The following is a 23,949-nucleotide window of genomic DNA, read 5'->3' on the forward strand; positions in this document are numbered from 1 at the left end:
CGCATGCGCGGGGAGCACGTCGCAGACAACCCGCTGCGACTCCAGGTCGACGGACCATCTCCGCCAGGGCGGAGAGCAGGTACTAATCGTCATCACTCAGTTGCACTAAGTGAGATTCGATTCGAGGAACTGGACCTGTGCGTACAGGAGGTTCTCGGCGACGACCTCCTGCGGGGTCATGTGGGTGACGCCCGACAGCGGCAGGACGGTGTGCGGGCGTCCCGCCGCGAGGAGGGCCGAGGACAGGCGCAGCGTGTGCGCCGCCACGACGTTGTCGTCGGCGAGACCGTGGATCAGCATCAGCGGACGCTTGAGGTCGGCGGCCCGCTCGATGAGGGAGTTGGCGGTGTAGTTGTCCGGCTCCTCGTCGGGGTGGCCCAGGTACCGCTCGGTGTAGTGGGTGTCGTACAGCCGCCAGTCGGTGACCGGGGCGCCCGCGATGCCCGCGTGGAAGACGTCCGGGCGGTGCAGGACGGCCAGGCCCGCGAGCCAGCCGCCGAACGACCAGCCCCGGATCGCGACGCGGTCGAGGTCGAACGCGGCGGGGTGCGTGCGCGCCGCCTCGATCAGCGCGGTGATCTGGTCCTCGATGACCGGCCCGACGAAGTCGCCGCGGACGGCGCGGTCCCAGGCGGGGCCGCGGCCCGGCGTGCCGCGGCCGTCGGCGATCACGACGGCGAAGCCCTGGTCGGCGAGCCACTGCGCCTCGCAGTACATGCGCTGGACGGCGAGGACGCGCTGCGCGTGCGGCCCGCCGTAGGGGTCCACGAGGACGGGCAGGCGGCCCCGGCCCGGCTCCCACCCGGACGGCAGCAGCACCGCGGTGCGGATCTCGCGGTCGCCGGAGCGCAGCAGCTCCACCCGCGGGGTGATCACGGGGGTCTCGGCGAGCGAGGCGACGGGGTGCGTGCCGGACGGCGTGCGCACCTCGACCTCCGAGCCGGGCCGGTCCAGCCGCGCGCCCGACACCACCGTGACGCCGCCGGAGCGGGTGCCCCCGAACACGCCCCGCCCCTCGGTGAGCCGGGTCACGTGGGGCGCGTCGAAGTGGTAGTCGAGGGAGTAGAGGTGGATCTCGGTGGACTCCTCCGAGGCGGTGAACAGGATCGACTCGCCCTCCACCCCCAGCACGGCGCGGACCTGGAGGCCGCCGGGCGTGACCGGGTGCCCGGCGACGGTGATCCGCCGCGTGTCCGTCTCGGGGTCCTCGGTGACCCAGACGAGGTCGCCGGACTGCGTCCGGGCGGGCAGGCCGGGGACGATGTCGGTCCACACCGGGTCGTGCTCGTTGTGCAGGAGGACGGTCGCGCCGTTGGACGGGTCGACCTTCAGCACCCGCTGGGAGCGCTGGTCGCGCGGCTGGACGACGATCAGCAGGCCGTGCCGGTCCCAGGACGCGGTGACGACGTAGGGGAACTCGCCGCGGTCCCACGCGACGGCGACGCGCCCCCCGTCGACCTTGAGCAGCACCAGCGACACCAGCGCGTTCGGCGTGCCCGCCGCCGGGTAGGCGATCTCGGACGGCGGCCGGTCGGGGTTCGCGGGGTCGGCGATGTGCCACCGCTGCACCGGCGTCTCGTCGACCCGCGCGACCAGCAGCGTCCCGCCGTCGGGCGACCACCAGTGGCCCCGCATCCGGTCCATCTCCTCGGCCGCGACGAACTCGGCGAGGCCGTAGGAGACCTGGTCGGACTCGGGCTGGACGAGCGCCCGGTCGCCGGTGCCGTCCATCTCGATGAGCCGGAGCGTCCGGCCCGACACGTACGCCACGCGCCGGCCCGCCGGGTCGGGGCGCGGGTCGAACACCGGCGGCCGGGCCGGCAGCTCCCGGACGAGGCCGGTGTCCATGTCGGCGACGTACAGCCGCCCGCCCAGCGTGAAGACGGCCTGCCGCATGGCCTGGTCGGTGGCGTACCCGACGATCCCGCCCGCCTGCTCGCGGGCGCGCTCCCGCCGGGCCCGCTCCTCGGCGGGCAGGTTCTCCTCGCCGGGGACGTCCAGCGCGGCCGGGTCGGCGACGCACCGCTCCTCGCCGGTCGCGGTGTCCAGCGTCCACAGGCAGGTGACCGGGTCGTCGCCCGCCCTGGTGCGCAGGAACGCGACGCGCGACTCGTCCGGCGCGATCTGGAAGGCGCGCGGGACGCCGAGGCTGAACCTGCGCGTGCGGGCGCTCTGCCGCGGATAGCTGATGCTCATGGCATCCGAGTCTGCCAGGACGGTGCGGAAGTACGGCGCACGGCGGTCTCCTGCCCCTATGATCACGGGTCGTCGCGTGGTGGACGGGGGAACGACCCGTGCCCGGGTCCGCGCTCGCGTAAGCTCAAAGCTTCCCCAAACACTTTTGTCGTCGCGGCTGAGGAGTGGTCAATGCCGGAGCTGCAGCCGGGAGATCCCCGGCGGCTTGGCTCGTACGAGATCGTCGACCGTCTCGGCGAGGGCGGCCAGGGCGTGGTCTACGCCGGCGTGGACGCCTCCGGGAACCGCGCCGCGATCAAGCTCCTGCGCGCCGACCTGGCCGGGGACACGATGGCGCGCAACCGGTTCGTCCGCGAGGCGCAGGCGGCCAAGCAGGTCGCGCGGTTCTGCACCGCGCAGGTGCTGGAGGCCGACGTCGCCGGCGACCAGCCCTACATCGCCAGCGAGTACGTGCCGGGCCCGTCGCTGTACAAGCAGGTCACCGAGACCGGTCCGATCAGCGGCGCGCCGCTGGACCGGCTCGCGATCGGCACCGCGACCGCGCTGGTCGCGATCCACCAGGCCGGCATCGTGCACCGCGACTTCAAGCCGCACAACGTGATCATGGCGCCGGACGGCCCGCGGGTCATCGACTTCGGCATCGCCCGCGCCCTGGACACCGGGCAGACGAACGCGACGAAGGCGATCGGGACGCCGTCCTACATGGCGCCCGAGCAGGTGGCGGGCGCGACGCTCACCGAGGCCGTGGACGTGTGGGCGTGGGCCACCACGATGGTGTTCGCGGCGACCGGGCACCCCCCGTTCGGCGACGACACCGTCGTCGCGGTCATCAACCGGGTGATGCACGAGCCGCCGTCCCTGGAGGGCGTCCCCGCGGACCTGCACCGGCTGATCGCGGCGTGCCTGGTCAAGGAGCCCGAGCGGCGGCCCACCGCGCAGCAGATCATGATGGCGCTGATCGGCAGCGGGCCGGGCGGCGGCGGGCAGACCCGGATGGACGACCCGGCGCAGGCCACCACGATGCTCGCGGAGGGCTCGACGCTCGCAGCGGGCGGCCTCGCGGGCGCCGGTCTCGCGGGCGCCGCCACGCACCCGGGCGGCGGGACGCGCCGGGTGTCGCCCGCCGAGTACACCGGGAACCTGCCGCCCGCGCGGCCCCCGGTCCCGCCGGGCCGCGGAACGCACCGCCGGTACGACGACTGGGAGCCCGAGCGCAAGTCGCGGTGGCCGATCGTCGCGGCGGTGGCCGCGATCGCCGTGCTGGCGCTCGTCGTCGGCGTGTTCGCGGCGACCCGCGGCGGCGACGACTCCAAAACGCCCGCCACGCCGACGGTGAGCGACTCCCCGACGGTCTCGGAGCCGCCGACGGAGGAGGAGCCCGAGGAGCCCACGCCGACCAGGACCCGGACCCGGCGGAACACGCCGCCCCCGCAGACCTCGGCCCCCACGCAGGAGCCGCCGACCACGGAGGAGCCGCCGACCACGCCCCCGACCACGGAGGAGCCGACCACGACGCCGCCGACCGGCGGTGGCGGCGGTGGCAACGGCGGCGGGGGCGACGGCGACGGCGGCGGCACCGGCGGTGGCGGCGGTGGCGGCGGCCCCGGTGGAGGCGACTGAGCCGGGCCGGTGACGCGTCCGCGATACGCGGGGGAGGGCGGTCATCGCCGCGATGCCGTGCCCTGAGTAGGCTCGTTGACTATGAAGGAGCCGCGGATCCTGTTCGTCCACGCCCATCCGGACGACGAGTCCATCGGGACCGGGGCGACCATGGCCAAATACGCCGCCGAGGGCGCCCATGTCTGCCTCGTCACCTGCACGCTGGGCGAGGAGGGCGAGGTCATCCCCGAGGAGTTGCGCCATCTGGCCTCCGACAAGGAGGACAGCCTGGGCGAGTACCGCATCGGCGAGCTGGCGGCGGCGTGCGAGGCGCTCGGCGTCCGCGACCACCGCTTCCTCGGCGGGGCGGGCCGCTGGCGCGACTCCGGCATGATGGGCGCGCCGACCAACGACGACCCGCGCTGCTTCTGGCAGGCCGACGTCACGACGGCCGCGCTCGGCCTCGTTCCGGTGATCCGGGAGCTGCGCCCGCAGGCCATCGTCACCTATGACGAGCGCGGCAACTACGGGCACCCCGACCACATCCAGGCGCACCGGGTGGCGTGGCGGGCGTTCGAGCTGGCCGCCGACCCGGCCCACGAGGACGGCGCCGAGCCGTGGCGGGCCGCCAAGTTCTACGCCTACGCCACCCCGCGGACCGTCCTCGCCCGCGCGATCGCGGTGATGCGCGAGGCCAAGCTGCCGTTCGCCCGCGTCGCCGGGCTGGACGAGCTGGGCTCCGGCGTCCCGGACGGCCAGGTCACCACGGTGGTGGACGCCCGCGCGCACCTGCCCGCCAAGCTCGCGGCGCTGCGCGCCCACCGCACCCAGATCGTCGTCGCGCCCGAGCGGGTCGGGCCGTTCTTCGCGCTCTCGAACAACCTGGGGCAGCAGGCGTTCGGCACCGAGTACTTCGTCCTGCAGGCCGGCGAGCTCGGCCCGCTCGGCCCCGGCCGCCGGGAGACGGACCTGTTCGCCGGTCTCCGGGACTGACCGTCCGGTTTCCCGGCATCGCCGGGGAGGCCGGGCCGGTACCCTGGCGTCCGTGGACAAGGACGACGACGCGCACGTGAGCCTCGCCAAGCACGGCGATCCGGCTCCGGCGGACGCCGGCGGGCCCGGCCTGCAACGGGCGGGCGAAGAGCGCCCCGGCGACGCGTTCCTGTCCGGTGCCGCCTACGCGGCCCTCGGCATCCTCGGCGGCGTCTTCGGCGTGGTCGGCTCCTTCGCCCAGGACTGGACGGTCGGGCGCGTCCCGCTCGCGGCGATCGTCCTTGTGGGACTGGTGTTCGCGATGGCGTGGCTGTCCGGCCGGGGGATGGGCGGGCGGCTCGGCGGGACGGTCCCCGCGGTCGTGTGGGGCATCGTGGTGTTCGTCCTGTCGATGCGCCGGCCCGAGGGCGACCTCGTCGTCCCCGCGACCCTGGCCGGCTACGTGTTCATCATCGGCGGCATGGTCGCCGCCGTCCTCGGGGTCATGCTGACGCCGCCGGCCCGCCCGCCGGGCGACTGGCTGCTCGGCAAGGCGGGCCGCACGCGCGGCTAGTGGCGTCAGGACGCGAGCGGAGCCGGTTCGGGGTCCTTCGCGGCCGGCGTCCCGGCCCGGTGGCCCTTGAGCGTCAGGCAGGCCGCGGCGCCCAGCAGGATCACGCCGATCGGCAGCCACATCGTCGGCTTCATCGCGTGCACGAAGCCGTGCGAGAACACCTGCCCGGCCAGTTCGTGGACGCGGTGCGCCACGCCGGGCGGGACACCGGGCGGGAGCTGCTGCCGGGCGCCGCTCTGCCCGGCGCCGACCTCCAGGCCGCCCTTGGCGGCGTCCGCGAACCCCCGCACGAAGCCGCCGCGGAGGTCGGCGGGGAGCGCCGCGGAGCGGGCGGTCGCCTCGTCCTGGAGCGCGGACGCCAGCCGGTTCTGCATCACGGCGCCGACCGCCGCGCTGCCGAGCACGGACCCGACCTGCCGGATCGTGTTGTTGACGCCGGACGCGGCGCCCGCGAGCCGGGGCGGGACGTTCCGGGTCGCCTCGGTGGCCATCGGCGCGAACACGCCGCCGATGCCGAGACCGGCCACGACGAGCGGGGCGATGAAGGCCGTCCAGTGCGTCCCGACCTCGGCGACGAGGACGACCCACACCATGCCGAGGGCGTAGAGGGTGAGGCCGGTCATCAGGATGAACTTGCCGCCGATGCGGTCCGACATCCGTCCGGCGATCGGCGCGAGGAACATCGACACGACCGAGGACGGCGCCATCACCAGGCCCGCCTCCAGCGCGCTGAAGCCGAGCACGGACTGCAGGTAGATGGTCATGGGCAGGAACATCCCGATCATGCCGACCGAGACGGCGGCGCCGACGAGGTTCAGGACGGTGAAGTTGCGGTCCCGGAACAGCGAGAACGGGACGAGCGGCTCGCCGTCCTGGCGTCCCCGCTGCTGCACGACGAAGATCACGAAGAGGGCGAGCCCGGCGGCGACGAGCCCCCAGATGCCCTCGTTCCACTCGTACTTCTGGCCCTCGGTGAGCGCGAAGGTGAGGCAGAACAGCGCCGCGGACGCCAGCAGGACGCCGGAGAGGTCGAACCGGTGCCGGACGGTGCGGGTGTGGCCCGGCAGGATCGGCACCGCCATGGCCAGCACCAGGATGCCGATCGGCAGGTTCACGAAGAAGATCCACCGCCAGTCGAGGGTGGTGACGAGCAGGCCGCCGACGGTGGGGCCGGCGATGGTGGAGACCCCGGCGACCGCGCCCCAGACGCCGAGGGCGGCGCCGCGCCGCTGCGGCGGGAACACGCTGATGATGATCGACATGGTCTGCGGCATCAGGAGCGCCGCGCCGAGGCCCTGCACGGCGCGGGCCCCGATCAGCTGCGCCGGGCTCTGCGCGATGCCGCACGCCAGGCTGGACAGCGTGAACAGGGCGACGCCGGCGATGAACAGGTTCTTCTTGCCCCACAGGTCGCCGAGGCGGCCGGCGGTGATGAGCAGGACGGCGAGCACCAGGATGTAGGCGTTGACGACCCACAGGACCTGGTCGAGCGAGGCGTCCAGCTTGTCGATCATGCTCGGGATCGCGATGTTCACGATCGTGAGGTCGAGCAGCGTCATGAAGAATCCGAGGGAGAGCGTCAGCAGGATCGCCCAGGGATCGCCGCGCCATTTGCTCATGAGGCCCCCTTGCCGTCGGTGTGGTGCGGTCGTGGCCGAGGCCGCGGGTGGCAGACCGCCCGCGTCTCGCTGTCCTTCCAGGTGAGCCGGCCCGCCTCCAGGTCGCCGACGAGCCCGCGCACGTAGTCGAGCTCGCTGCGCAGGCGCGCGATCAGCCATTCCTGGTCGATCAGCTTGTAGCGCTCGATGCCCTGCGTGCGGAGCGAGTCGTGGGCGGCCTGGTGCCCGGCCAGCGCCGCTTCGAGGGAGACGGTCCGGGAGCGCAGCAGGCGCGCGACCTCCCCCTCCGGCAGCAGGTTGATGAATGCCAGCCCGGTGCCGAACAGCGGGAACTCCTCGCTCGGGCGGGAGAGCAGTTCGGCGAGGCGGAACTGGGCGGCGTCGCGGCCGGCGGTGGTCACCGCGTAGACGGTGCGCTCGGGGCGGCGCCCTTCGCGGCTGGTCTCCAGCGGCTCGATGAGGCCGGCCGCGGCGAGCCGCTCCACCGAGTGGTAGAGCGAGCCGTGCGTGATCTTGACGGCCTGGTCGTAGGCGTGGTCGCGGATGCGCTGCTGCATCTCGTACGGGTGCATCGGGCTGTCGCACAGCATGCGCAGCACCGTCAGCGCGAGCGGTGTGAGGGGTCGGGACATGGCGCCGGCCTCATGGTCGGAAAGATATTAGTCCACTCAGACTAATCCATCCGGACTGCCATCGCCAAATGGCCCGTTATTTCCGATATTTCCGCAGGTTGTAGGTGGGTCAGCGCACGGCGTCCACCGAGTTGGCCGCCCCGTTGCGGGCCACGTAGTCGCCGACCCGGTCCTCCCGGACGGCGGTGAACAGCTCGCGGGAACGATCCTCGTCCAGGAGTACGACACTCTGGCCGTCCCGCTCGGCCGTCCCGGCGACGGGGGCGGTCACGTACTCCATCAGCGACGTCCTGAGCAGCCGCTGGGCGAGCCCGCGCAGCGTGCCGGCCGACACCGAGTCGTCCACGGTCACCGAGCGGGTCACCGCCCGGATGAACCGGTCGATCTTGATCGGGTTGCGGGTGTCCAGCGCCTTGGCCGCGAGCGCGTGCAGGAACGCCTGCTGCCGCTTGATCCGGTCCAGGTCGCCGCCCGGCAGGTTCCACCGCTGCCGGACGAAGTCCAGCGCCTCGACGCCGTTCAGATGCTGGCGCCCGGCCTCCCACGTCCGGTCGTGCATCGGGTCGAAGGTCTTCTTGGTGATGGTGACGTCCACGCCGCCGAGCGCGTCGGTCATCGTGACGAACCCGCCGAAGTCGAGCGCGGCGAAGTGGTCGACGCGGACGCGGGTGAGCTGCTCGACCGACCGGACCAGCAGCGCGGGGCCGCCGTAGGCGAACGCCGCGTTGATCTTCGTCCGGCCGTGCCCGGGAACGGGCACCCAGCCGTCCCGCGGGATCGCGACGACCGACACCCGGTCGCCGCGCCCGGACAGGTGCACCAGCATGATCGTGTCGGCGCGGGCGCCCATCGAGGGGATGTCGGCGCGCCGGTCGGACCCGATCAGCAGCCAGTTCTCGCCCCGCCCGGTGGAGGACGGGCGCCCCGCCCCGGTGGGCAGCGCGCCGGAGACCCGGTCGACCTCCCCGTCGTAGGCGCGTTGCAGCAGGTAGAGCCCGCCGCCCATCACCAGCAGGAGGCCCACCAGCAGCCCTCCGCATCCGAAGGCCACCCGGCGCCCGCCCCAGTTCCGCAGCATGCCGCCCACCCTGCCCCTGGGCGCGGGCCGGGCCGGCGCGCCGGGGCGGGCGGCGGTCAACCCTTTGACGAGATACGGGTTTGCGATGAACGAGGGAACGCCGCCGGGCGCCGTTGACCGGCGGCGTTCCGGATCGGGAGGACAGCCGCGACCATCACCCCGGCCACGCGACAACCGGGGCCGCCGCGATCGCGTCCGAAGGCAGGTTCGAGCTTGCGAGAACCTGATCGCGCAGCGAGCCGCAAGGCGAGTCGGAGCGATGCCAGCGATCGCCCGCGGTGCCCGACGATGGAGGGCCGCCAGGCCCGAAGGAGGAGGGCACTGCCATGAACACGGCAGGGCCGCTAGGCCCGAAGGAGGAGGGCACTGCCAAGATCACAGAGCGCGATCTCCAGCTGGTCGAGGGCCCAGTCGAGGTCGGCGCGCTCGATGACGAGCGGCGGGGCGAGGCGGAGCGTGGTCTCGTGCGTCTCCTTGGCGAGGACGCCGAGGTCCATGAGCCGCTCGCTGACCGGGCGGGCCCTGCCGTGCAGCTCGACGCCCGCCCACAGCCCGCGGCCGCGGACCTCGCGGACGAGGTCGCCGGGCAGCCGGCCGAGCCGCTCGTGCAGGTGCGCGCCGAGCGTCCGGGACCGCTCCTGGTACTCGCCGGTCTTCAGGATCGCGATGACCTCGCGGCCGATCGCGCAGGCGAGCGGGTTGCCGCCGAACGTCGAGCCGTGCTGGCCCGGCTGGAAGACGCCGAGGACGTCGCGGTCGGCGACCACCGCGGAGACCGGCATGATGCCGCCGCCGAGCGCCTTGCCGAGGATGTAGACGTCCGGGACGACGCCCTCGTGCTCGACCGCGAAGGTGGTGCCGGTGCGGCCGAGACCCGACTGGATCTCGTCCGCGATCATCAGCGTCCCGTTGGCCGTGCACAGCTCACGCACCGCCCGCAGGAACCCGCTCGGCGGGACGTTCACGCCGGCCTCGCCCTGGATCGGCTCGATCAGCACGCCGACCGTGGCCTCGTCCATCGCGGCCTTCAGCGCGTCCACGTCGCCGTACGGGACGGTCCGGAAGCCCGGCGTGTAGGGGCCGTAGGAGTCGCGGGCGTCGGGGTCGGTGGAGAAGCTGATGATCGTGGTGGTGCGGCCGTGGAAGTTGCCTTCGAAGGTGATGATGTTCGCCTGGTCCGCCGGGACGCCCTTGACCTCGTAGCCCCACTTGCGGGCCGTCTTCAGCGCGGTCTCGACCGCCTCGGCGCCGCTGTTCATCGGCAGCACCATGTCCTTGCCGCACAGCTCGGCCAGCTCGGACACGAACGGGCCGAACTGGTCGTGGTCGAACGCCCGGCTCACCAGCGTGACGCGGTCGAGCTGGCGCCGCGCGGCCTCGGTCAGCCGCGGGTTGCGGTGCCCGAAGTTGACCGCCGAGTACGCGGCCAGCATGTCGAGGTAGCAGTGGCCCTCGACGTCGGTCAGCCAGACGCCGTCCGCCTCGGAGACCACGATCGGGAGGGGGTGGTAGTTGTGCGCGCTGTGGTCCTCGGACATCGCTCGCAGCTGGTCGGTGGCCGTCACGACGCTCCTTCGCGGCTCGGCCCGGCCGGTCGGGCCGGGACATGGCTGGGACACCGGACGGCGGTCCGGTGCCGAGGGCGGAGGACCGGACGGGGCTGGGTGGCCGCCGGTCCGCTTCCCAGCGTATGTTCGGAGTTGACCGCCGACCAATGACGAAAACCGACTTCGGGGGTGTTGTTTGTTGCGTCTTGACGAGCTCGACCGTCGAATCGTTGCGCAGCTCCTGGAGGACGGACGCGCCTCCTACGCGCAGATCGGCGACCGGGTCGGGCTGTCGGCCCCGGCGGTGAAACGGCGCGTCGACCGGCTCCGCGCGGACGGGGTGATCAACGGTTTCGCGGCCGTCGTCGACCCGGCCGCGCTCGGCTGGACGACCGAGGCGTTCATCGAGATCTTCTGCACGGGCGCGACGTCCCCGGAGGAGATCTACTCCAGCGTCCGCGGCCACCCGGAGGTCGTCGCGGCGTACACGATCAGCGGTGACGCGAGCGCCCTCGTGCACGTCCGGGCCCGCGACATCCAGCACCTGGAGCAGGCCCTCGAACGGCTGCGCCGGGAGGACAACATCACCGCGACGAAGACGGCGATCGTCCTGTCCCGGCTGATCGGGCGCCCCACCGACGCCCCGTCCCATTGACTTCTCGGTCCCATTGACCCCTCGGTCGCACGGACCCGCCGGCCGCGGGCCGGTTACCGCTGCGTAGGCTTCCGCCATGGACTTCGCGACCGCCGACCTGATCGACGACTTCGGGGACGAGCTGCGCAGCTGCGAGACGCAGTTCCGGCAGTACGGGGCGCGGACGGTGTTCGCCGGACCCGTCTCGACCGTGCGGTGCCACCGCGACAACGGGCTGGTGAAGAAGCTGCTCAACGCGCCCGGCGAGGGCCGCGTGCTGGTCGTGGACGGCGCCGGGTCGCTGGCGTCCGCGCTGATGGGCGACATGATCGCCGCGGCGGCGGTGGCGAACGGATGGGCCGGGGTCGTGATCAACGGCGCGGTGCGGGACGTGGCGGCGCTCGCCCGGCTGGACCTCGGCGCCAAGGCGCTCGGCTCCAACCCGCGCAAGAGCGCCAAGGACGGCGCGGGCGAGGTCGACGTCCCGGTGGCGTTCGGCGGCGTGGAGTTCCGGCCCGGCGACTGGCTCTACAGCGACGCCGACGGCATCGTCGTCGCCGGACGCGAGCTGCCCCTGTGACCTGCGGGCATCGCGCGAACTGCCAGGGCGTTCCGCGCAAGATCGGCTAAGTCGGCCGTAGCCGGCCGCGGCGCACCGTCTTACCTTCGCTCAGCAACCCATCTGAGGCAGGGGAGACATGCGCGCCAAGAAGATGCTGCTGGTGCCTGCGGCGGCGGTCGGGCTGGTCGTGGGAGCCGCGGCCGTCCCGGCGGCCGCGCAGCCGAGACCCCCGATCCCGGAGCCGACCGCCAACCCGTGGCAGATGCGGCACTGGCCGCAGACGCAGCCGTGGCAGCGGGACGAGCCGGCCGCCCGCACGTTCGCGGCGGGCACGCCGCGTCCCATCGACCCGCAGAAGTACGAGCTTCCCGACACGATGACCTGGGACGACTACCGCTCCGTCCCGGGGACGTCGTGGGCGGACCCGTCCCGCAAGGGGTCGGTGAGGAACTTCAACGTCGCGGTCGTGCTGGCCGACTACCCGAACCAGCCGTTCGAGGTGACGCAGCCGAAGAACTCCTCCATCTTCGGCAACCCGACGGTCGTGGGGGACGTCCCTCGCGAGGAGGTCGCCGAGTTCTACGAGGACTTCCTCAACAAGCCGCAGGAACTGAACCGCGGCCACACGCTCCACGAGTACTGGATGGAGGACTCCGGCGGCCGGTACGGGGTGAACCTCACCGGTTTCGGCGCGTACCGGATGCCCGCGAAGGACCACGAGTACGGCGTCGACGGCATGCAGGGCGGGACGGGCTGCCCGGCCGGCGACACGTGCAACCGTGACCTGCGCAAGGACGCGCGGGACGCGTGGATCGCCGACATCGGCGAGGAGGCGGCGGGCAGGTTCGACTTCGTGTTCTTCCTCAGCGCCGGGCAGGACGAGTCGTCCACCTGGCAGGAGTTCGGCGAGATGAAGTTCGGCACGCCGGAGAACGTGCCGGCCGAGTGGGGGCCGGGCGACCCGGCCCTGCCGAACTGGGTGAAGACCCGCTACATCCCCTGGACGTCCTGGCAGGCGGGCTCGACGATCTGGCCGAACGCCATCCCCGGCGTCTCGTCCACCCAGGCGGAGAGCTCCGGCATGTCGGTGTACGCCCACGAGTTCAGCCACATCCTGGGCATCAGCGACAACTACAACAACCCGTACGGGGTGCCGCCGCGCCGCGCCTTCAGCGGCCCGTGGGACATGCTCAGCCGCGGCACGTTCAACGGTCCCGGCGGCCCGCACAGCCGGTGGACGATCCCGGCGACGGGCGGCGGCTCCATGGGCGCGCAGCACATGCTCCGCAACAAGCTGAAGCTGGGCATGGTCGACCCGGCGAAGGTGCTCCAGCTCGACCGGGACGGGCTCGCCGCGTCCGGCATGGTCGTGGCGCGGGTGACGGCGCGGGCCGCCGAGCCGGGCAAGGGCGGCCTCGCCGGCATCAACCTGAAGCTCGGCGCGGGCGGCGACAAGAGTCCGGCGTGCGACACCGGCGAGGACCCGCTGTGCGACGGCGGCGGCTACGACAACTACACCCTCGAGGTCGTCGACCGGATGGGCACCGACTCCTTCACCCCGGACTCCGGCGTCCTGCTGGCGAAGACGAAGGACCAGGACCGCTCCCCGTTCATCTGGGTCGCGGACGCCAACCCGCAGGACATCGACAAGGTCGACTTCGTCATGCCGGACGGCACGCCGCGCAAGATGACGATCGGCGACTACCGGCAGCTGTCGGACGCGCTGTACCACGCCGGGACGAACTCCGGCAGCGAGTACGAGTACGTCGACGAGGCGAACCGGCTGCACTTCTACGTCCTCGACCTCGAGCGGGACCGGAAGGGCGTCCTGTCCTACACGGTCGCGGTCCGCTCGCTGGACGGCGCCGGGCCGCAGCGGCGCGGCGTGCGGGTCGGCTCGGGCCGCGCCCGGCCGACCGGCGGCGGCTGGGCCAGGTGCACGGTGACGCTCAGCAACACGGGCCGCGGCGGCGGCGGCCACCACGGCTCCGACGTGTTCCGGCTGAAGGCCGCCGTGTCCGGCGAGGGCTGGACGACGTGGCTGCCGAACGAGCTGGCCACCGCCAAGGCCAAGGGCCGCACGCGCGTCGAGGTGTGGGCGAAGGCGAAGCCGGGCGCCGGCCGTCGCGCGACGCTCCGGCTGACGGGCACCTCGGAGAGCGACCCGTCGAAGTCCGACACCGGGACGTGCCGCCTTGGCTGACCTGACTGACGCGGGCTGACCTGACCTGCTCGCGTGGACGGGACGGCCCCCACCGCACGGGGCCGTCCCGTCCTGCATGTCCGGGAGATGACGGAAGTTTGCCTTACCCGAGATCGTGCCGCGGTCGTCCGTACCGTCCGGCCTGGGTAGGTGCGGACTGTGATGATCTTGCAGCATATGGTGACCATTGTTCGGTGGCCGGGGGCGGCGGCTCTCGCGGCCGGGGTCCCGCTCGCCGCGCTGGTGGCCGCTGCCCCGGGCGCCGCCGCCCACGCGGCGCCCGCGAAGAGGACGGTGGTCGCGAAGGGGACGGTGTGGGCGGCCCCGCTGAAGCCCCGCGACTTCGACCTGCGCCGCGGCGCCGACCGGAGCACGCCGCTGCGGGCGCTCGCCGGGCGGCTGCGCAGGACCGGCGTCGGCGCGCTTCTCGGCGCGTCCGGGGCGAGCAGGCTGGGCCGGGGCTGCGGCAAGGCCGCCGCGGTGCCGTCCGGTGCGCAGGTGTACTGCTTCGACCGCGCGGACACCGCCACCCGCGCGTGGGTCCCGCAGGGCGTGACGAGCGTGTCGGACGCCGTCGCGGGCGAGCGGTGGGCGGGCGGTGACCGGCCGCTCGTCGTGTCCTGGCACGAGAACGGCAAGGTCAGGATCACGTTCGTCGACCCGGCCCGGCGCCGCTACCGGCACGTCCTGCTGGTCGAGCCGGTCATGAAGGGCCGGCACGCCACCTACCGCGACATCCGGGTCCACGCGGGCGGCATCGCCTGGTACGGCGACAGGCTCTACGTGGCCGACACCTGGCGCGGGCTGCGCGAGTTCGACATGCGGCAGATCTACGACCTGGGCAGGAGCAAGGCGGGCTCCACCGGTCATGCGGGCCGGGTCGGGCTCCACCGCGGCAAGTACTACGCCCACGGATACCGCTTCGTGATGCCGCAGACGGGCGACCGGAGGTTCGTGCGGGGGCGCGCCCGCGCGTGCAAGGGCTCGGGGCCGCTGCGCATGTCGTGGGTGGGCGTCGACCGGACCCGGTCGCCGCACGTCCTCATCGCGGGCGAGTACTGCCGCCCGGGCCAGGCGCGGGGACGCGTCGTGACCTGGCCGCTGGCGGCGCTGGCGGGGAGCGGGACCGCCCGCGCCACCTGGGGGGCGCCCCTGCCGGGCGACCGGATCCAGGGCGGGGTCCGGACGCGCGGCCACTGGTGGTTCACCCAGGGCCGGGGCACCGCGCGCGGCCGGCTCCTCATGACCCGGCCGGGCCGGAGCGGATGGGGCCGGGTGAAGTATCGGACGATTTCCCATGGCCCGGAGGATCTGTCCTGCTTCCGTGGCCGGCACCGGATCTGGACGATCGCGGAGCGTCCGAACCGGCGGGCCCTGTGGAGCTTCCACGCGAGCCCGTGCGGTTGAGGACCCAGACCGCCCCGACCGCCGCGGCGCCCAGCGCGGCACCGATCCAGGCGGTCGACCTGTAGCCCGCCCCGGCGTCGATGGCGAGCCCGCCGAGCCAGGGCCCGGCGGTGATACCGACGTTGAACGCGACGACGTTCCCGGCCGCGACCAGCGTCGGCGCGCCGTCCACCATCCCGAACGCCCGCGAGTTGAGCGTCGGGTTCGTCCCGAACCCGGCGAGGCCGAGCAGGAAGACGAGCACCACCACCGGGAGGGGGGACCCGGCCGTCAGCGCGAGCAGCACCGACACGACCGTGAGGCCCCCGAACCCGGTGTACAGGGTCGGGACGCCCCACGCGTCGGCCGTCCGCCCGCCGGCCGTGATCCCGATGAGGGCGCCGACGCCGTAGAGCGCGAGCACTCCGGGGACCCACCGCTCCGCGATGCCGGTCGTCTCGGTCAGCAGCGCCCCCAGGTAGCCGAAGGTGACGAGGAGCCCGCTCGTGGCCACCGCGGTCGTCCCGTACAGGAGCCACAGCCGGGGGACGGCGAGGCCCCGCACCTCGTCCCGCACCCGGGGCGGTTCGCCCCCGGAGCGCCCCGCCGTGATCGTCGCGGCGACCCCCGCCATCGCGGCCGCGGACATCGCGGCCACCGCCCAGAACGCCGCCCGCCACCCGAGATGCTGCCCGACCACCGTCCCGGCCGGGAGCCCCACGATCGCCGCGACGGTGAGCCCGCCGGCGACGACGCCCATCGCCCTGCCGCGCGCCCTCGCCGGGACGAGGTCGACGGCCGTGGCCGCCGCGACCGCCCAGAACCCGGCGTAGACGAATGCCCCCACGACCCGCATCGCGAACAGCGTCCAGTAGCCGGGCGTCAGCGCGCTGACCACGTGCGTCAGTGCGAACACCGCGAGGAATGCCAGGAGCGCCCGCCGGTGCGGCCACCGCAGGGTCAGCACGGCGAGGATGGGCGCGCCGACGAGCATGCCGATCGCGAAGGCCGAGATCAGCAGCCCGGCGGCGGGCACGGAGACCCCGAGGTCGTGCGCCATGCCGGGCAGCAGGCCGGCCAGCATCAGCTCCGACGTGCCCTGCGCGAAGATCGCCAGCCCCAGCACGTAGACGGCCAGTGGCATCGGTGTCCCCTTCAGTATTGGATAGGTCAGTACAAAATGTGCGCGGAAAGAGTCGGCGGCGTGAGGGTCGCCGGGGTCTAGACCGAGTGCATGGCGGTGTCGGCGATCGCCGTGAGGATGTGCCGGTCCGCGCCGCCTCGGGCGGCGACCTGGATGCCGCTGACGGTCGAGATCATGAAGTGCGCCAGCGCGTCCGCGTCCTTGGCGGGATCGATCTCGCCGGCCCGGACGGCGCCCTCGATCGCGGCCTTGAGAGCGGCGAACCTCCGGCGCCGGTCATGTTCGAGCCGCTCGGCGATGTCGGGGTCGTGCGGGCCGAGCTCGACGGTCGCGTTCACCACGAGGCATCCGGACGGGTCGTCCTCGTCCGGCGCGACCGCCCACTCCAGGACCGTGCGAAGCCGTTCCCGGATCGGTTTCGTGTCGTCCTCCAGCACGTCGACGAGCCGGGTGGTGTGCTGGTCCATGTAGTGCGACAGCGCCTTGACGAACAGCTCGTGCTTGCTGGCGAACGTGTTGTAGATGCTGCTGCGCCCGAGCCCGGTGGCCGCGCACAGCTCCTGCGTGGACGTCGCCTCATAGCCGGCCGTCCAGAACGCCCGCATGGCCGCCTCGACGGCCCGCCCCTCGTCGAACTTCCTGGGCCGTGCCATACCCGCACCGTAACACGTTATGGACAGCTCGATCCAATACGCTCAGGTGAGCTCGTCCAACGAGACGAATCGTCGCCGGTCCGGGTGAGCGAGGAGGGCCAGGCCATGAGTCAAGTGGCGGTGCAGCTCGGGGGGCACCCACCATAGCTTCGCCTCGTGCCCGCCGACATAACTGGTCAGCAGCACGGGTGCGCCCAGCTCCCGCATGGCCATGACAACGGGATCGGTCGGTTCGCCGAGTGTCATTTGATGTCGCACGAGGACGAGGTGGAGACCGTGATCGCGGCTACTTCTCAGCTGGGGGAGGAGCTCGGAGAGCGGGTCGTCCAGGAGCAGGCGCTGGCGGCCTGCCACGACGACGTAGACCGAGGGACCGGTGCCACCCATTAGCTGCGCCCTCGCTCGCCAGATGGCCTCGTCCAGCAGCGGGGCGAACTGGACGGCCGACGTCGTGTACCGCACACCGGCCTGCGCCCAGCTGCTTCTGGGCGCCGTCCGGGCATCACCCTCGTCCAGGACGTAGACGGCTTGGTCGCGTGCGTCGCCGGTCGCCACCAGCTGGTCCACGATCCGGTGCGCCATGGTCCTTCCAGGACCGTACGGGCCGCTGATCAGCAGATGCCGATCGATGCCGAAGTCCTGGAGCACCGGCTCGCCGGTCTCAGGGTCGCTGCCGAGCCTCACCTGGAGGGACGCTCGCGCTTGGGGGCGTGCGGGGGGAGCTTCGAAGGCGGAGACCCATCGGAATCGGTCGGCGAAGCCGGGGACCGTCCGGAGCAGTTCGCGCAACCGGTCCGGGTCGCCACAGAGGATCATCAGCGGGCCGTCGGGGTTCTCGTCCCACGATGAGATCAGGGGCTCGATGGTCTCGGCCCCGAGGTAGGTCATCTCCGGACCCTGGGCCGGCCGGTCCCGGACGAGGAAGAATCCTGTCACCGCGTCGGCGGGATCGCTTTCGGAACCTGGTTCGTCGCCGGTCTCGAACGTGACCATGTTGTTTCTGGGGAGCGCACCGAGGTCCGCGAGTATGTTCCCGTACTGCCGGGCCGTCGCGTTCATCTCGGGAGTGTGAGGTGCGGGAAAGAGCAGGTGGTGCGGCCCGCCGGGGACGCCGAGGCGCAGGTCGTCGGCTTCCGCGCGCAGGATCTGCCGCAGCGCGGTCCGCACCTGTGCGCCGTCGACCGGGTCGCCCTCGCGCGTCTGCGACTCGTCTTCGATCATCTCGTCCAGGTCGGCGATCAGGTGGTCGAGCACGGCCGGGTCCACGGCCTCCGGCCACCGGCGCACACCGGGGACGGAGACCAGATCCTCGGGGGAGGTGACTTCCGTGGAGATCGAGCGCCAGTGATCCCAGACGCGGGCGATGAAACCGTCGACCACGGGAGCGGGAGGCTCCTCCGCCACGGTGAACGGCTGCGGGGTACCGCCGCCTGCGAGGAGGTATGCGGACCTGTCTTCGGAGAAGGGGAGGTTCGATCGCCCGAGGACGCGTCCGAGTTCGGCCGGAGGCAACGGGCTCGCCACGATCCGCCACCCAAGGAGAGGCAGGAAACGGTCCCAGATCATGGTGTTCTCGACGGTGGACGAGGTGAGCAGCAGTTGCACGCCAAGGGCTCTGCCTCGCTGGGCCACTGCGAGGAGCGTCTCGCCCACCTCGCGCCTGCTCTGCGGGAACGTGAGTGATATGTCGGCCACCACCAGCAAGCGCGGCTGCTCTTCGAAAAACGCTGTGGTGGTGGGTTCGGAGGCTCCAGGGACATTCCGCGGTGGCCTGGCGGACCGGATGTTGAGCTGGTGCGTCAGGTAATCGAGGAAGCGCTGGAGCTCACCAGGGTGCCCGAGCAACTCGTCCTGCGTGTAGCGGACGTGCGGGAGGTCGCGGGGGTCGCCGAGAGGATGCCGGCCTAGGCCGGCGAAGGCGATGTGCAGGTTCTCGGGGGAGTACCCGGCGGCGAGGGTGAGGGTGATGGCGCGGACGATGCGCTGCCTGGCTTCGGGACTACCGACGATCAGGCCGTGCGGGAGCCCGGCGGAGGCGTCCAGCGGGTAGAGGCTGACGACGTTTCCCGTGGGGTCGAAGCCGATCGCCGGGTTGCGCGGAGTGGAGGCGGGCTGCGCCCACGCCTCGCGGAACACCCCGCTGGAGCCGCCGCCGTTCAGCCGGAGCACGTCGAGCCGCGGGACGACCGTTGGTGTGACGTCAGGCTCGGGCACGGTGCTGGGCGGGGTGGTCTCGTGCCTTTCGGAGAAGTGCCTCCGCATCTGTTCCCCGAGAGGGAAGACCTCGTCCACGGAAATGCGGGCGGGGCGGAACCCGGGGCGGGCCTGCTCGCCGAGGACGTGCAGGAAGGCCGCGTCGTCGTCGTGCGTTCCGAGAATCCAGCCGATCGTGTCAACGAACAGATTCAGGGGCGAATCCGACGGTTCGCAGAACACGAAGATGATGCCCTGGGCCCGGGCTTTCTCGCACAGATCCCTGAGCGGGAAGCCCAGATCGCGATCGGCCTCCAGCAATGCCTCGACGCCGAAGATGAACACGATGAGGGCGGGCAGCGGATCCAGCGGGCGTCCGTTGGCGACAGCGATCTGGTATCTGTCCCATGTGCGGACTCCGGCGGTCCGGAGGACGGCCTTCCGGCGCTGTCGCTCGGCCTCCAGATCCTGGGTCATCTCGGTCACCGCCGTATGACTCACCTCCATGGCTTGCATGGCATGAGTCGTGTGCGGAATGCTTCCGAGGCCGGCGAACGGCATGGGCCCGCTGAAGTTGTAGAAGTTGAAGTTGACGACGTTCGGTGAACGGCTCAGCGCGAGGCTCATGACGAGCGTCCGCATCAGGTCGTCGCGTTCGGGGCGTGGGCCGGTGATCTGCCCGTGCGGTAGTTCCGGATGGCTGCGGAGGACGTCCACCGAGACCGGGCCGAGACTGTCCACTCCGATCGGCGTGGGGTGCGAGGGGCGGTCCCAGTCGTCACCGAGGAGTTCGTCGACCGGCCTGCCGAAAAGTTCCAGCAGGTCGGGAGCCGCAGGCGGGCCAGGGACGAGGTGGCCGCGGGCCTCCGAGGTGAGGACGGCGAAGTGGTCGGTTTCGGCTGCGAGGGTGACCGGGCCGCCGTCGGCGGGGATCAGGGCGCGGAACGTCTCGGCGGCCGTGCCGGCGCGGCGTTCGATCTCGGCGGAGACGGCCTCCAGGACGTGCCGGGTGTGCAGCGCCTCGGGGCGCGGGAGCGTGTCGAGCAGGGCCTCGCGGGCGCCGGGGACGAATTCGTAGTGGACGCCGCCCGCCGGGCGGAGCAGGCCGCTGAGCAGGACCTCGGCGAGCTGTCCCGGTCCCGAGCCGCCGAGGATGCGGTGCTGGATGAGCCGCATCACCGGAAGGGACGGGACGGAGACGGCGACGTGCGCGGCGAGTTCGGCGGCGTCCGGGGACGCGGTGGCCAGGAAGCGGCGGACGCGTTCGGCGACCGGCAGCTCCCGTTCGCGGCGCACCGGAGCGGCCGTCCTGGACGGGCGGGCAGGCAGCGCGGCGACGGCGGCCGGCTGCGGTTCCGAGCCCGCGACCAGCCGGGCCCACGTCCCGAACCAGCGGGGCGCGATCTCCAGGACGGGCACCGGCACCCCGTCCCCGGCGGCGCCGTCGTACGGGGTGAAGCGCAGGTCGGTGTTCGGCGCGCCGGGACGCGGGAGGTGGGCGAGGCCCGGCGCGGCGGGGGCGGCGGTGCGCCGCCAGAGCCGCTCGGCGAGGGGCTGGACGATGGCGGTCGGCCCCGCCTGGGCCCAGTGCCGGACGGCCCGGACGGCGCGCCCGTCCCACCAGTGCGGGCCGGAGCAGTCGCTGAGGACGAGCACGGCCTGGCGGCCGGAGGCGTCCAGCAGCGTGCGCGGGTCCCGGGGCGGGGCCTCGGGCGAGGAGGTGATGCGGCCGGTCGCGTCGAGGTAGCCGACGTGGACGTCCTGGAACGCGCCCTGCCGGACGAGCGTCTCGGCCAGCTCGCGGGCGAGGGGACGCCACAGCCGCATCGTCGGGCCCGCGTCCACGACCAGGCTGAGGCCGAGCCAGCGCTCGGGCGACGGGACGAGGACGGGCGTCCACAGGCCGGTGTCGGCGATGCGCGCGGCCGTCGCGTCCTCGTCCAGCTCGCGCCGGTGCCTGGACGGGACCCGGCGCTTCAGCGGGCGCAGCGCCCGCTGCACGCCGAGCGGGTCGGTGAGCATCGGCGCGGTCGGGACGAGTACCTCCGACGCCTCGCCGGCCGGTTCCGCCCCGGCGGTGGGACGGGGGTGGAGCCCGGTCGGCGGCTCGGCGGGCGGAGGCGGTGCGGGCGGGGCCGAGGGCGTCGCGAGCCCGGGTTCGTCCGCGCGCTCTTCTGGGACGGGCGGCAGCACCGGCGGCCCAGGGGGAGCCGCCTCGCCGGGAGGGGAGATGTGGCAGGCGAGCCACAGCATCTCGCTCAGCTCGCGGGCGTCCGGCGGCGGCCCGATCGCCGACAGGGCGTCCCGGAGGCGGTCAATCGTCATCGACGGGCCCGGTCAGGTAGGGCATGATGCGGTCGGCCAGGGCGCGGCGGTCCTCGGCGTCGGCGTGGCGGCACAGGTAGACGGCGTTGAGGAGCTGGTCGGTGGCGAGCGTCCCGGCCGTGGAGCGCTCGAAGAAGCGGCGGACGAGGTCGTCGCTCTCGTCGGCGAGGTCGCCGAGGTGCTCCCGGACGATCGCCGACAGCTCGGCCTCCCCGGACGGCTGCCGCAGCTCGACCGTCACGCAGCGCCGCAGGAAGGCGGGCGGGAACTCGCGTTCCCCGTTGCTGGTCATCACGACCAGCGGGAACGCGCGGCACCGCACGGTCCCGGCGGTGACGGTGACGCGGTCGCCGGGACCGTCGGCGGTCATGACCTCGGCGGACGGGTCGGCGCGGCGGGTCAGCTCCGGCAGCTCGTACTCGCCCTTCTCGAAGATGGTGAGCAGGTCGTTGGGCAGGTCGATGTCGCTCTTGTCGATCTCGTCCACCAGCAGGACGCGCGGCCGTGCGTAGGGGAGCAGCGCCGTGCCGAGCGGCCCGAGGCGGATGTAGCGGCCGATGTCCTCGTCGCGGGGGGCGTCGTCCCGTCCGGCCGCGTAGAGGCGGGTCAGCGGGTCGTACTGGTAGAGGCCGTCCCGCAGGGTGGTCCGGCTGGTGACGGGCCAGTGCAGGACGGGTCCGAGACCGAGTTCGTGTGCCACCGCGTAGGCCAGCGTCGACTTCCCGGTACCGGGCGGCCCGGTCACGAGCAGCGGACGGCGCAGGTACAGCGCGGCGTTGACCTGCTGCACGGCGTCGTCCGAGGGACGGTAGGTCGTCGCCTGATGTTCGTTCCCCGAAGGGCGGTCAGGGATCTCCAGGACGGGCTCACCGTCGAACGCGCGCCATGGCGGCGGGGGAGGCAGCCGGTCGATGCCGTCATGCCTGATACGGCTCCCGGTGTAGAGCAGCCAGTCGGGCACCTATACCTCCATGGCGAGCGGGGGGTCGGGCAGCCGGGACGGGTCGTCCCACAGCAGCGTCAGGTCGCGGCCGGGATGCGGCGCGTCCTTGGGAGCGAGGAGGGCGGCCTTGCGCAGGGCGAGCGCCACCTGCGGCAGGTCGCCCGGATGCTTGTCGCAGACCGCGTCGGTCAGCGTGTCGAGGACGTGGTGCCCCCGGCAGTCCTCATGGGACGGCGCGTCGCACGGCGTGCGCGTCCAGAGCATGACGGGGATGCCGTTGTTGAGCGCGGCCGTCAGCCAGCTCCTCACCGGCCGCGACCCGTAGACGAGCACGCAGAAGTCGATGTTCGCCTCAAGCCAGTCCTGGAACTCGCTGCCCTTGCGCGGTGCGTCGCACGCGATCGGACGCGGCTCGCTGCGTCCCCGCTCGTTCAGGAGCCGCCAGCGGTGGTGGGCCTGGTCGCGGCGGATCGAGTCGGGCCGCAGCCGTTCCACGTCCCGCACCACCACCGGGTACTTGCGCATCGAGATCCTGTTGCGCGGGTCGACGTACCACTGCTCGAACGGCTTGCCGAGCCAGCTCTCCGGCACCGCGAACTCGATCATCCAGGCGCGTCCGAACAGCGCGGGCGCCAGCGCCGCGACGCCCGCCTCGACCACCGGCCGCACCCGCCGCTCGGGCACCCGCTCGGTCGGGCGCCGCGGGCCTTCCGCCCCGTCGATCCAGGTGTGCACGGTCACGTCGAAGGCGTTGTCGAACGTGACCCGCTCCAGCCGGACGATCACCGACGCGGGCCCGGACCTCGGGGCCGCCGGCGCCGCGCCGGGCAGGTACCGGACGGACCACGCGGTGAGCCGCCGCCGTCCGGCCTCGGGCAGATGCCGCCCGAGCGCGGCGACGTACCGGACGAGCCGCTCCTCCTCCCAGCCTTCGGCGACGTACCGCACCGACCCCCACGCCGACCGGAACCCGCCGAGCGGCGGGCGGCCGGTGACGCGTTCGAGGTCGGCGGCCAGCGGGTCGGTGAAGCGCAGGCCGTCGAGGAGCTCCCGCAGCTCGCGCCGCGCGCCCGCGGTGAGCCACCGCAGCGGCAGCAGATCGTCCAGCTCTTCCCAGTACGTCCGGATGTGGGTGATGGGGAGCATCCAGCCGAGGTCGGCCCGGTCGCCGTGCCGCAGCTCGGCGTTCGTGACCATGCCGATGACCTCGCCCGTCGCGGGGTCGTACACGGCCGACCCGCTGTAGCCCTCCTCCAGCCAGTCGCCCGGCCCGGTCTTCAGCTCCCACCACTCGCGCCGCATCCCGCGGTGCGGGTGCGCGGTGACGGACGCGTGCCGCTCGTTCTGGTCGGGCCGCCACGGGAACCCGCAGGCGCCGAACGTCCGGCCGCCGGACGTGCGCTCGCGCAGCCCGTCGGGCGCCGCCAGCCGCGCGGGCGTGTACGGGACGGGCTCGCGCAGTTCGAGGACGGCGACATCGCCCGGGTCCCCCTCCCGGCTCCAGTCGCCGCACCGGACCACCGTGACGGGAAGGTCCTCGCGGAGCCCGGGGAACCCCACCCGCGCCTCGTCCATCCCCTGGACGGTGTGCGCGCAGGTCAGCAGCCTCCTACTGGTGACCAGGAACGCCGCGCCGAGCTTGCCGCCGGACGCGGGGCCGACCCAGGCGCGCCACTGCCAGTCGTCCAC

General features: G+C 73.0%; 16 protein-coding genes. 6 read left to right on the plus strand and 10 right to left on the minus strand.

The window, feature by feature from the left end:
* Positions 1–105 precede the first annotated feature (105 nt).
* Positions 106–2,196: a prolyl oligopeptidase family serine peptidase gene (locus ABGB11_RS02090; protein ID WP_347628150.1), complete on the minus strand. Its 2,091-nt coding sequence runs from the start codon at positions 2,194–2,196 to the stop codon at positions 106–108.
* A 171-nt stretch (positions 2,197–2,367) separates the two neighbouring features.
* Here ABGB11_RS02090 and ABGB11_RS02095 point away from each other — a divergent pair, with 171 nt between their 5' ends.
* The 3 genes from ABGB11_RS02095 (at position 2,368) to ABGB11_RS02105 (ending at position 5,341) form a co-directional block, all read left to right on the plus strand.
* Positions 2,368–3,816 (plus strand): serine/threonine-protein kinase, encoded by a 1,449-nt coding sequence (locus ABGB11_RS02095; protein WP_347628152.1) that lies wholly within the window; start codon positions 2,368–2,370, stop codon positions 3,814–3,816.
* A gap of 81 nt (positions 3,817–3,897) precedes the next feature.
* Entirely contained in the window at positions 3,898–4,788 is an 891-nt protein-coding gene (mshB, locus tag ABGB11_RS02100) for an N-acetyl-1-D-myo-inositol-2-amino-2-deoxy-alpha-D-glucopyranoside deacetylase (protein ID WP_347628154.1), read from the plus strand.
* A 52-nt stretch (positions 4,789–4,840) separates the two neighbouring features.
* On the plus strand, positions 4,841–5,341 hold the full coding sequence (locus tag ABGB11_RS02105; protein WP_347628156.1) for a DUF6113 family protein: 501 nt from the start codon (positions 4,841–4,843) through the stop codon (positions 5,339–5,341).
* A 5-nt stretch (positions 5,342–5,346) separates the two neighbouring features.
* On the opposite strand, the gene ABGB11_RS02110 is transcribed toward ABGB11_RS02105, so the two are convergent.
* From ABGB11_RS02110 to rocD, 4 genes are all read right to left on the minus strand, one after another.
* On the minus strand, positions 5,347–6,960 hold the full coding sequence (locus ABGB11_RS02110; protein ID WP_347628158.1) for a DHA2 family efflux MFS transporter permease subunit: 1,614 nt from the start codon (positions 6,958–6,960) through the stop codon (positions 5,347–5,349).
* Complete coding sequence (locus tag ABGB11_RS02115; RefSeq protein ID WP_347628160.1) at positions 6,957–7,592, minus strand: PadR family transcriptional regulator; 636 nt, start codon at positions 7,590–7,592, stop codon at positions 6,957–6,959. The genes ABGB11_RS02110 and ABGB11_RS02115 overlap by 4 nt, the downstream gene beginning before the upstream one ends.
* A gap of 109 nt (positions 7,593–7,701) precedes the next feature.
* Positions 7,702–8,670: an LCP family protein gene (locus tag ABGB11_RS02120; RefSeq protein ID WP_347628162.1), complete on the minus strand. Its 969-nt coding sequence runs from the start codon at positions 8,668–8,670 to the stop codon at positions 7,702–7,704.
* 344 nt (positions 8,671–9,014) lie between these two features.
* Positions 9,015–10,208 carry an ornithine--oxo-acid transaminase gene (gene rocD, locus ABGB11_RS02125; RefSeq protein WP_347628547.1) on the minus strand — a complete coding sequence of 398 codons (1,194 nt, stop codon included), beginning with the start codon at positions 10,206–10,208 and terminating at the stop codon, positions 9,015–9,017.
* Between the two features lie 208 nt (positions 10,209–10,416).
* Here rocD and ABGB11_RS02130 point away from each other — a divergent pair, with 208 nt between their 5' ends.
* The 3 genes from ABGB11_RS02130 to ABGB11_RS02140 all read left to right on the plus strand — a co-directional run bounded on the left by ABGB11_RS02130 (position 10,417) and on the right by ABGB11_RS02140 (position 13,616).
* The gene (locus tag ABGB11_RS02130) at positions 10,417–10,872 is read left to right on the plus strand and encodes an Lrp/AsnC family transcriptional regulator (protein ID WP_347628164.1); all 456 of its coding nucleotides are present in this window, start codon (positions 10,417–10,419) and stop codon (positions 10,870–10,872) included.
* Positions 10,873–10,948: 76 nt separating this feature from the next.
* A complete protein-coding gene (gene rraA, locus ABGB11_RS02135) occupies positions 10,949–11,431 on the plus strand; it encodes a ribonuclease E activity regulator RraA (protein WP_347628166.1) in 483 nt (160 codons plus the stop codon).
* A gap of 118 nt (positions 11,432–11,549) precedes the next feature.
* The gene (locus ABGB11_RS02140; protein ID WP_347628168.1) at positions 11,550–13,616 is read left to right on the plus strand and encodes a M6 family metalloprotease domain-containing protein; all 2,067 of its coding nucleotides are present in this window, start codon (positions 11,550–11,552) and stop codon (positions 13,614–13,616) included.
* Positions 13,617–14,856: 1,240 nt separating this feature from the next.
* Here ABGB11_RS02140 and ABGB11_RS02145 read toward each other — a convergent pair.
* The 5 genes from ABGB11_RS02145 to ABGB11_RS02165 all read right to left on the minus strand — a co-directional run bounded on the left by ABGB11_RS02145 (position 14,857) and on the right by ABGB11_RS02165 (position 23,949).
* Positions 14,857–16,146, minus strand: a complete 1,290-nt coding sequence (locus tag ABGB11_RS02145; protein ID WP_347628170.1) for a Cmx/CmrA family chloramphenicol efflux MFS transporter — start codon at positions 16,144–16,146, stop codon at positions 14,857–14,859.
* A gap of 77 nt (positions 16,147–16,223) precedes the next feature.
* On the minus strand, positions 16,224–16,799 hold the full coding sequence (locus tag ABGB11_RS02150) for a TetR/AcrR family transcriptional regulator (RefSeq protein WP_347628172.1): 576 nt from the start codon (positions 16,797–16,799) through the stop codon (positions 16,224–16,226).
* Between the two features lie 42 nt (positions 16,800–16,841).
* The gene (locus tag ABGB11_RS02155; protein WP_347628174.1) at positions 16,842–21,317 is read right to left on the minus strand and encodes an SAV_2336 N-terminal domain-related protein; all 4,476 of its coding nucleotides are present in this window, start codon (positions 21,315–21,317) and stop codon (positions 16,842–16,844) included.
* A complete protein-coding gene (locus ABGB11_RS02160) occupies positions 21,307–22,278 on the minus strand; it encodes a MoxR family ATPase (protein ID WP_347628176.1) in 972 nt (323 codons plus the stop codon). Before ABGB11_RS02160 ends, ABGB11_RS02155 begins: the two co-directional genes overlap by 11 nt.
* Positions 22,279–23,949, minus strand: coding sequence for a trypsin-like peptidase domain-containing protein (locus ABGB11_RS02165; RefSeq protein ID WP_347628178.1), 1,671 nt, complete (start codon positions 23,947–23,949; stop codon positions 22,279–22,281).

The sequence above is a fragment of the Actinomadura sp. B10D3 genome, assembly GCF_039871695.1.
Classification (GTDB): domain Bacteria; phylum Actinomycetota; class Actinomycetes; order Streptosporangiales; family Streptosporangiaceae; genus Spirillospora; species Spirillospora madurae.

Coding starts and splice junctions, on each gene's coding strand:
- ABGB11_RS02090 (WP_347628150.1), bottom strand. CDS start 2,196: ATGAGCATCAGCTATCCGCGGCAGAGCGCCCGCACGCGCAGGTTCAGC.
- ABGB11_RS02140 (WP_347628168.1), top strand. CDS start 11,550: ATGCGCGCCAAGAAGATGCTGCTGGTGCCTGCGGCGGCGGTCGGGCTG.
- ABGB11_RS02155 (WP_347628174.1), bottom strand. CDS start 21,317: ATGACGATTGACCGCCTCCGGGACGCCCTGTCGGCGATCGGGCCGCCG.
- rocD (WP_347628547.1), bottom strand. CDS start 10,208: ATGTCCGAGGACCACAGCGCGCACAACTACCACCCCCTCCCGATCGTG.
- ABGB11_RS02150 (WP_347628172.1), bottom strand. CDS start 16,799: ATGGCACGGCCCAGGAAGTTCGACGAGGGGCGGGCCGTCGAGGCGGCC.
- rraA (WP_347628166.1), top strand. CDS start 10,949: ATGGACTTCGCGACCGCCGACCTGATCGACGACTTCGGGGACGAGCTG.
- ABGB11_RS02145 (WP_347628170.1), bottom strand. CDS start 16,146: ATGCCACTGGCCGTCTACGTGCTGGGGCTGGCGATCTTCGCGCAGGGC.
- ABGB11_RS02110 (WP_347628158.1), bottom strand. CDS start 6,960: ATGAGCAAATGGCGCGGCGATCCCTGGGCGATCCTGCTGACGCTCTCC.
- ABGB11_RS02120 (WP_347628162.1), bottom strand. CDS start 8,670: ATGCTGCGGAACTGGGGCGGGCGCCGGGTGGCCTTCGGATGCGGAGGG.
- ABGB11_RS02115 (WP_347628160.1), bottom strand. CDS start 7,592: ATGTCCCGACCCCTCACACCGCTCGCGCTGACGGTGCTGCGCATGCTG.
- mshB (WP_347628154.1), top strand. CDS start 3,898: ATGAAGGAGCCGCGGATCCTGTTCGTCCACGCCCATCCGGACGACGAG.
- ABGB11_RS02095 (WP_347628152.1), top strand. CDS start 2,368: ATGCCGGAGCTGCAGCCGGGAGATCCCCGGCGGCTTGGCTCGTACGAG.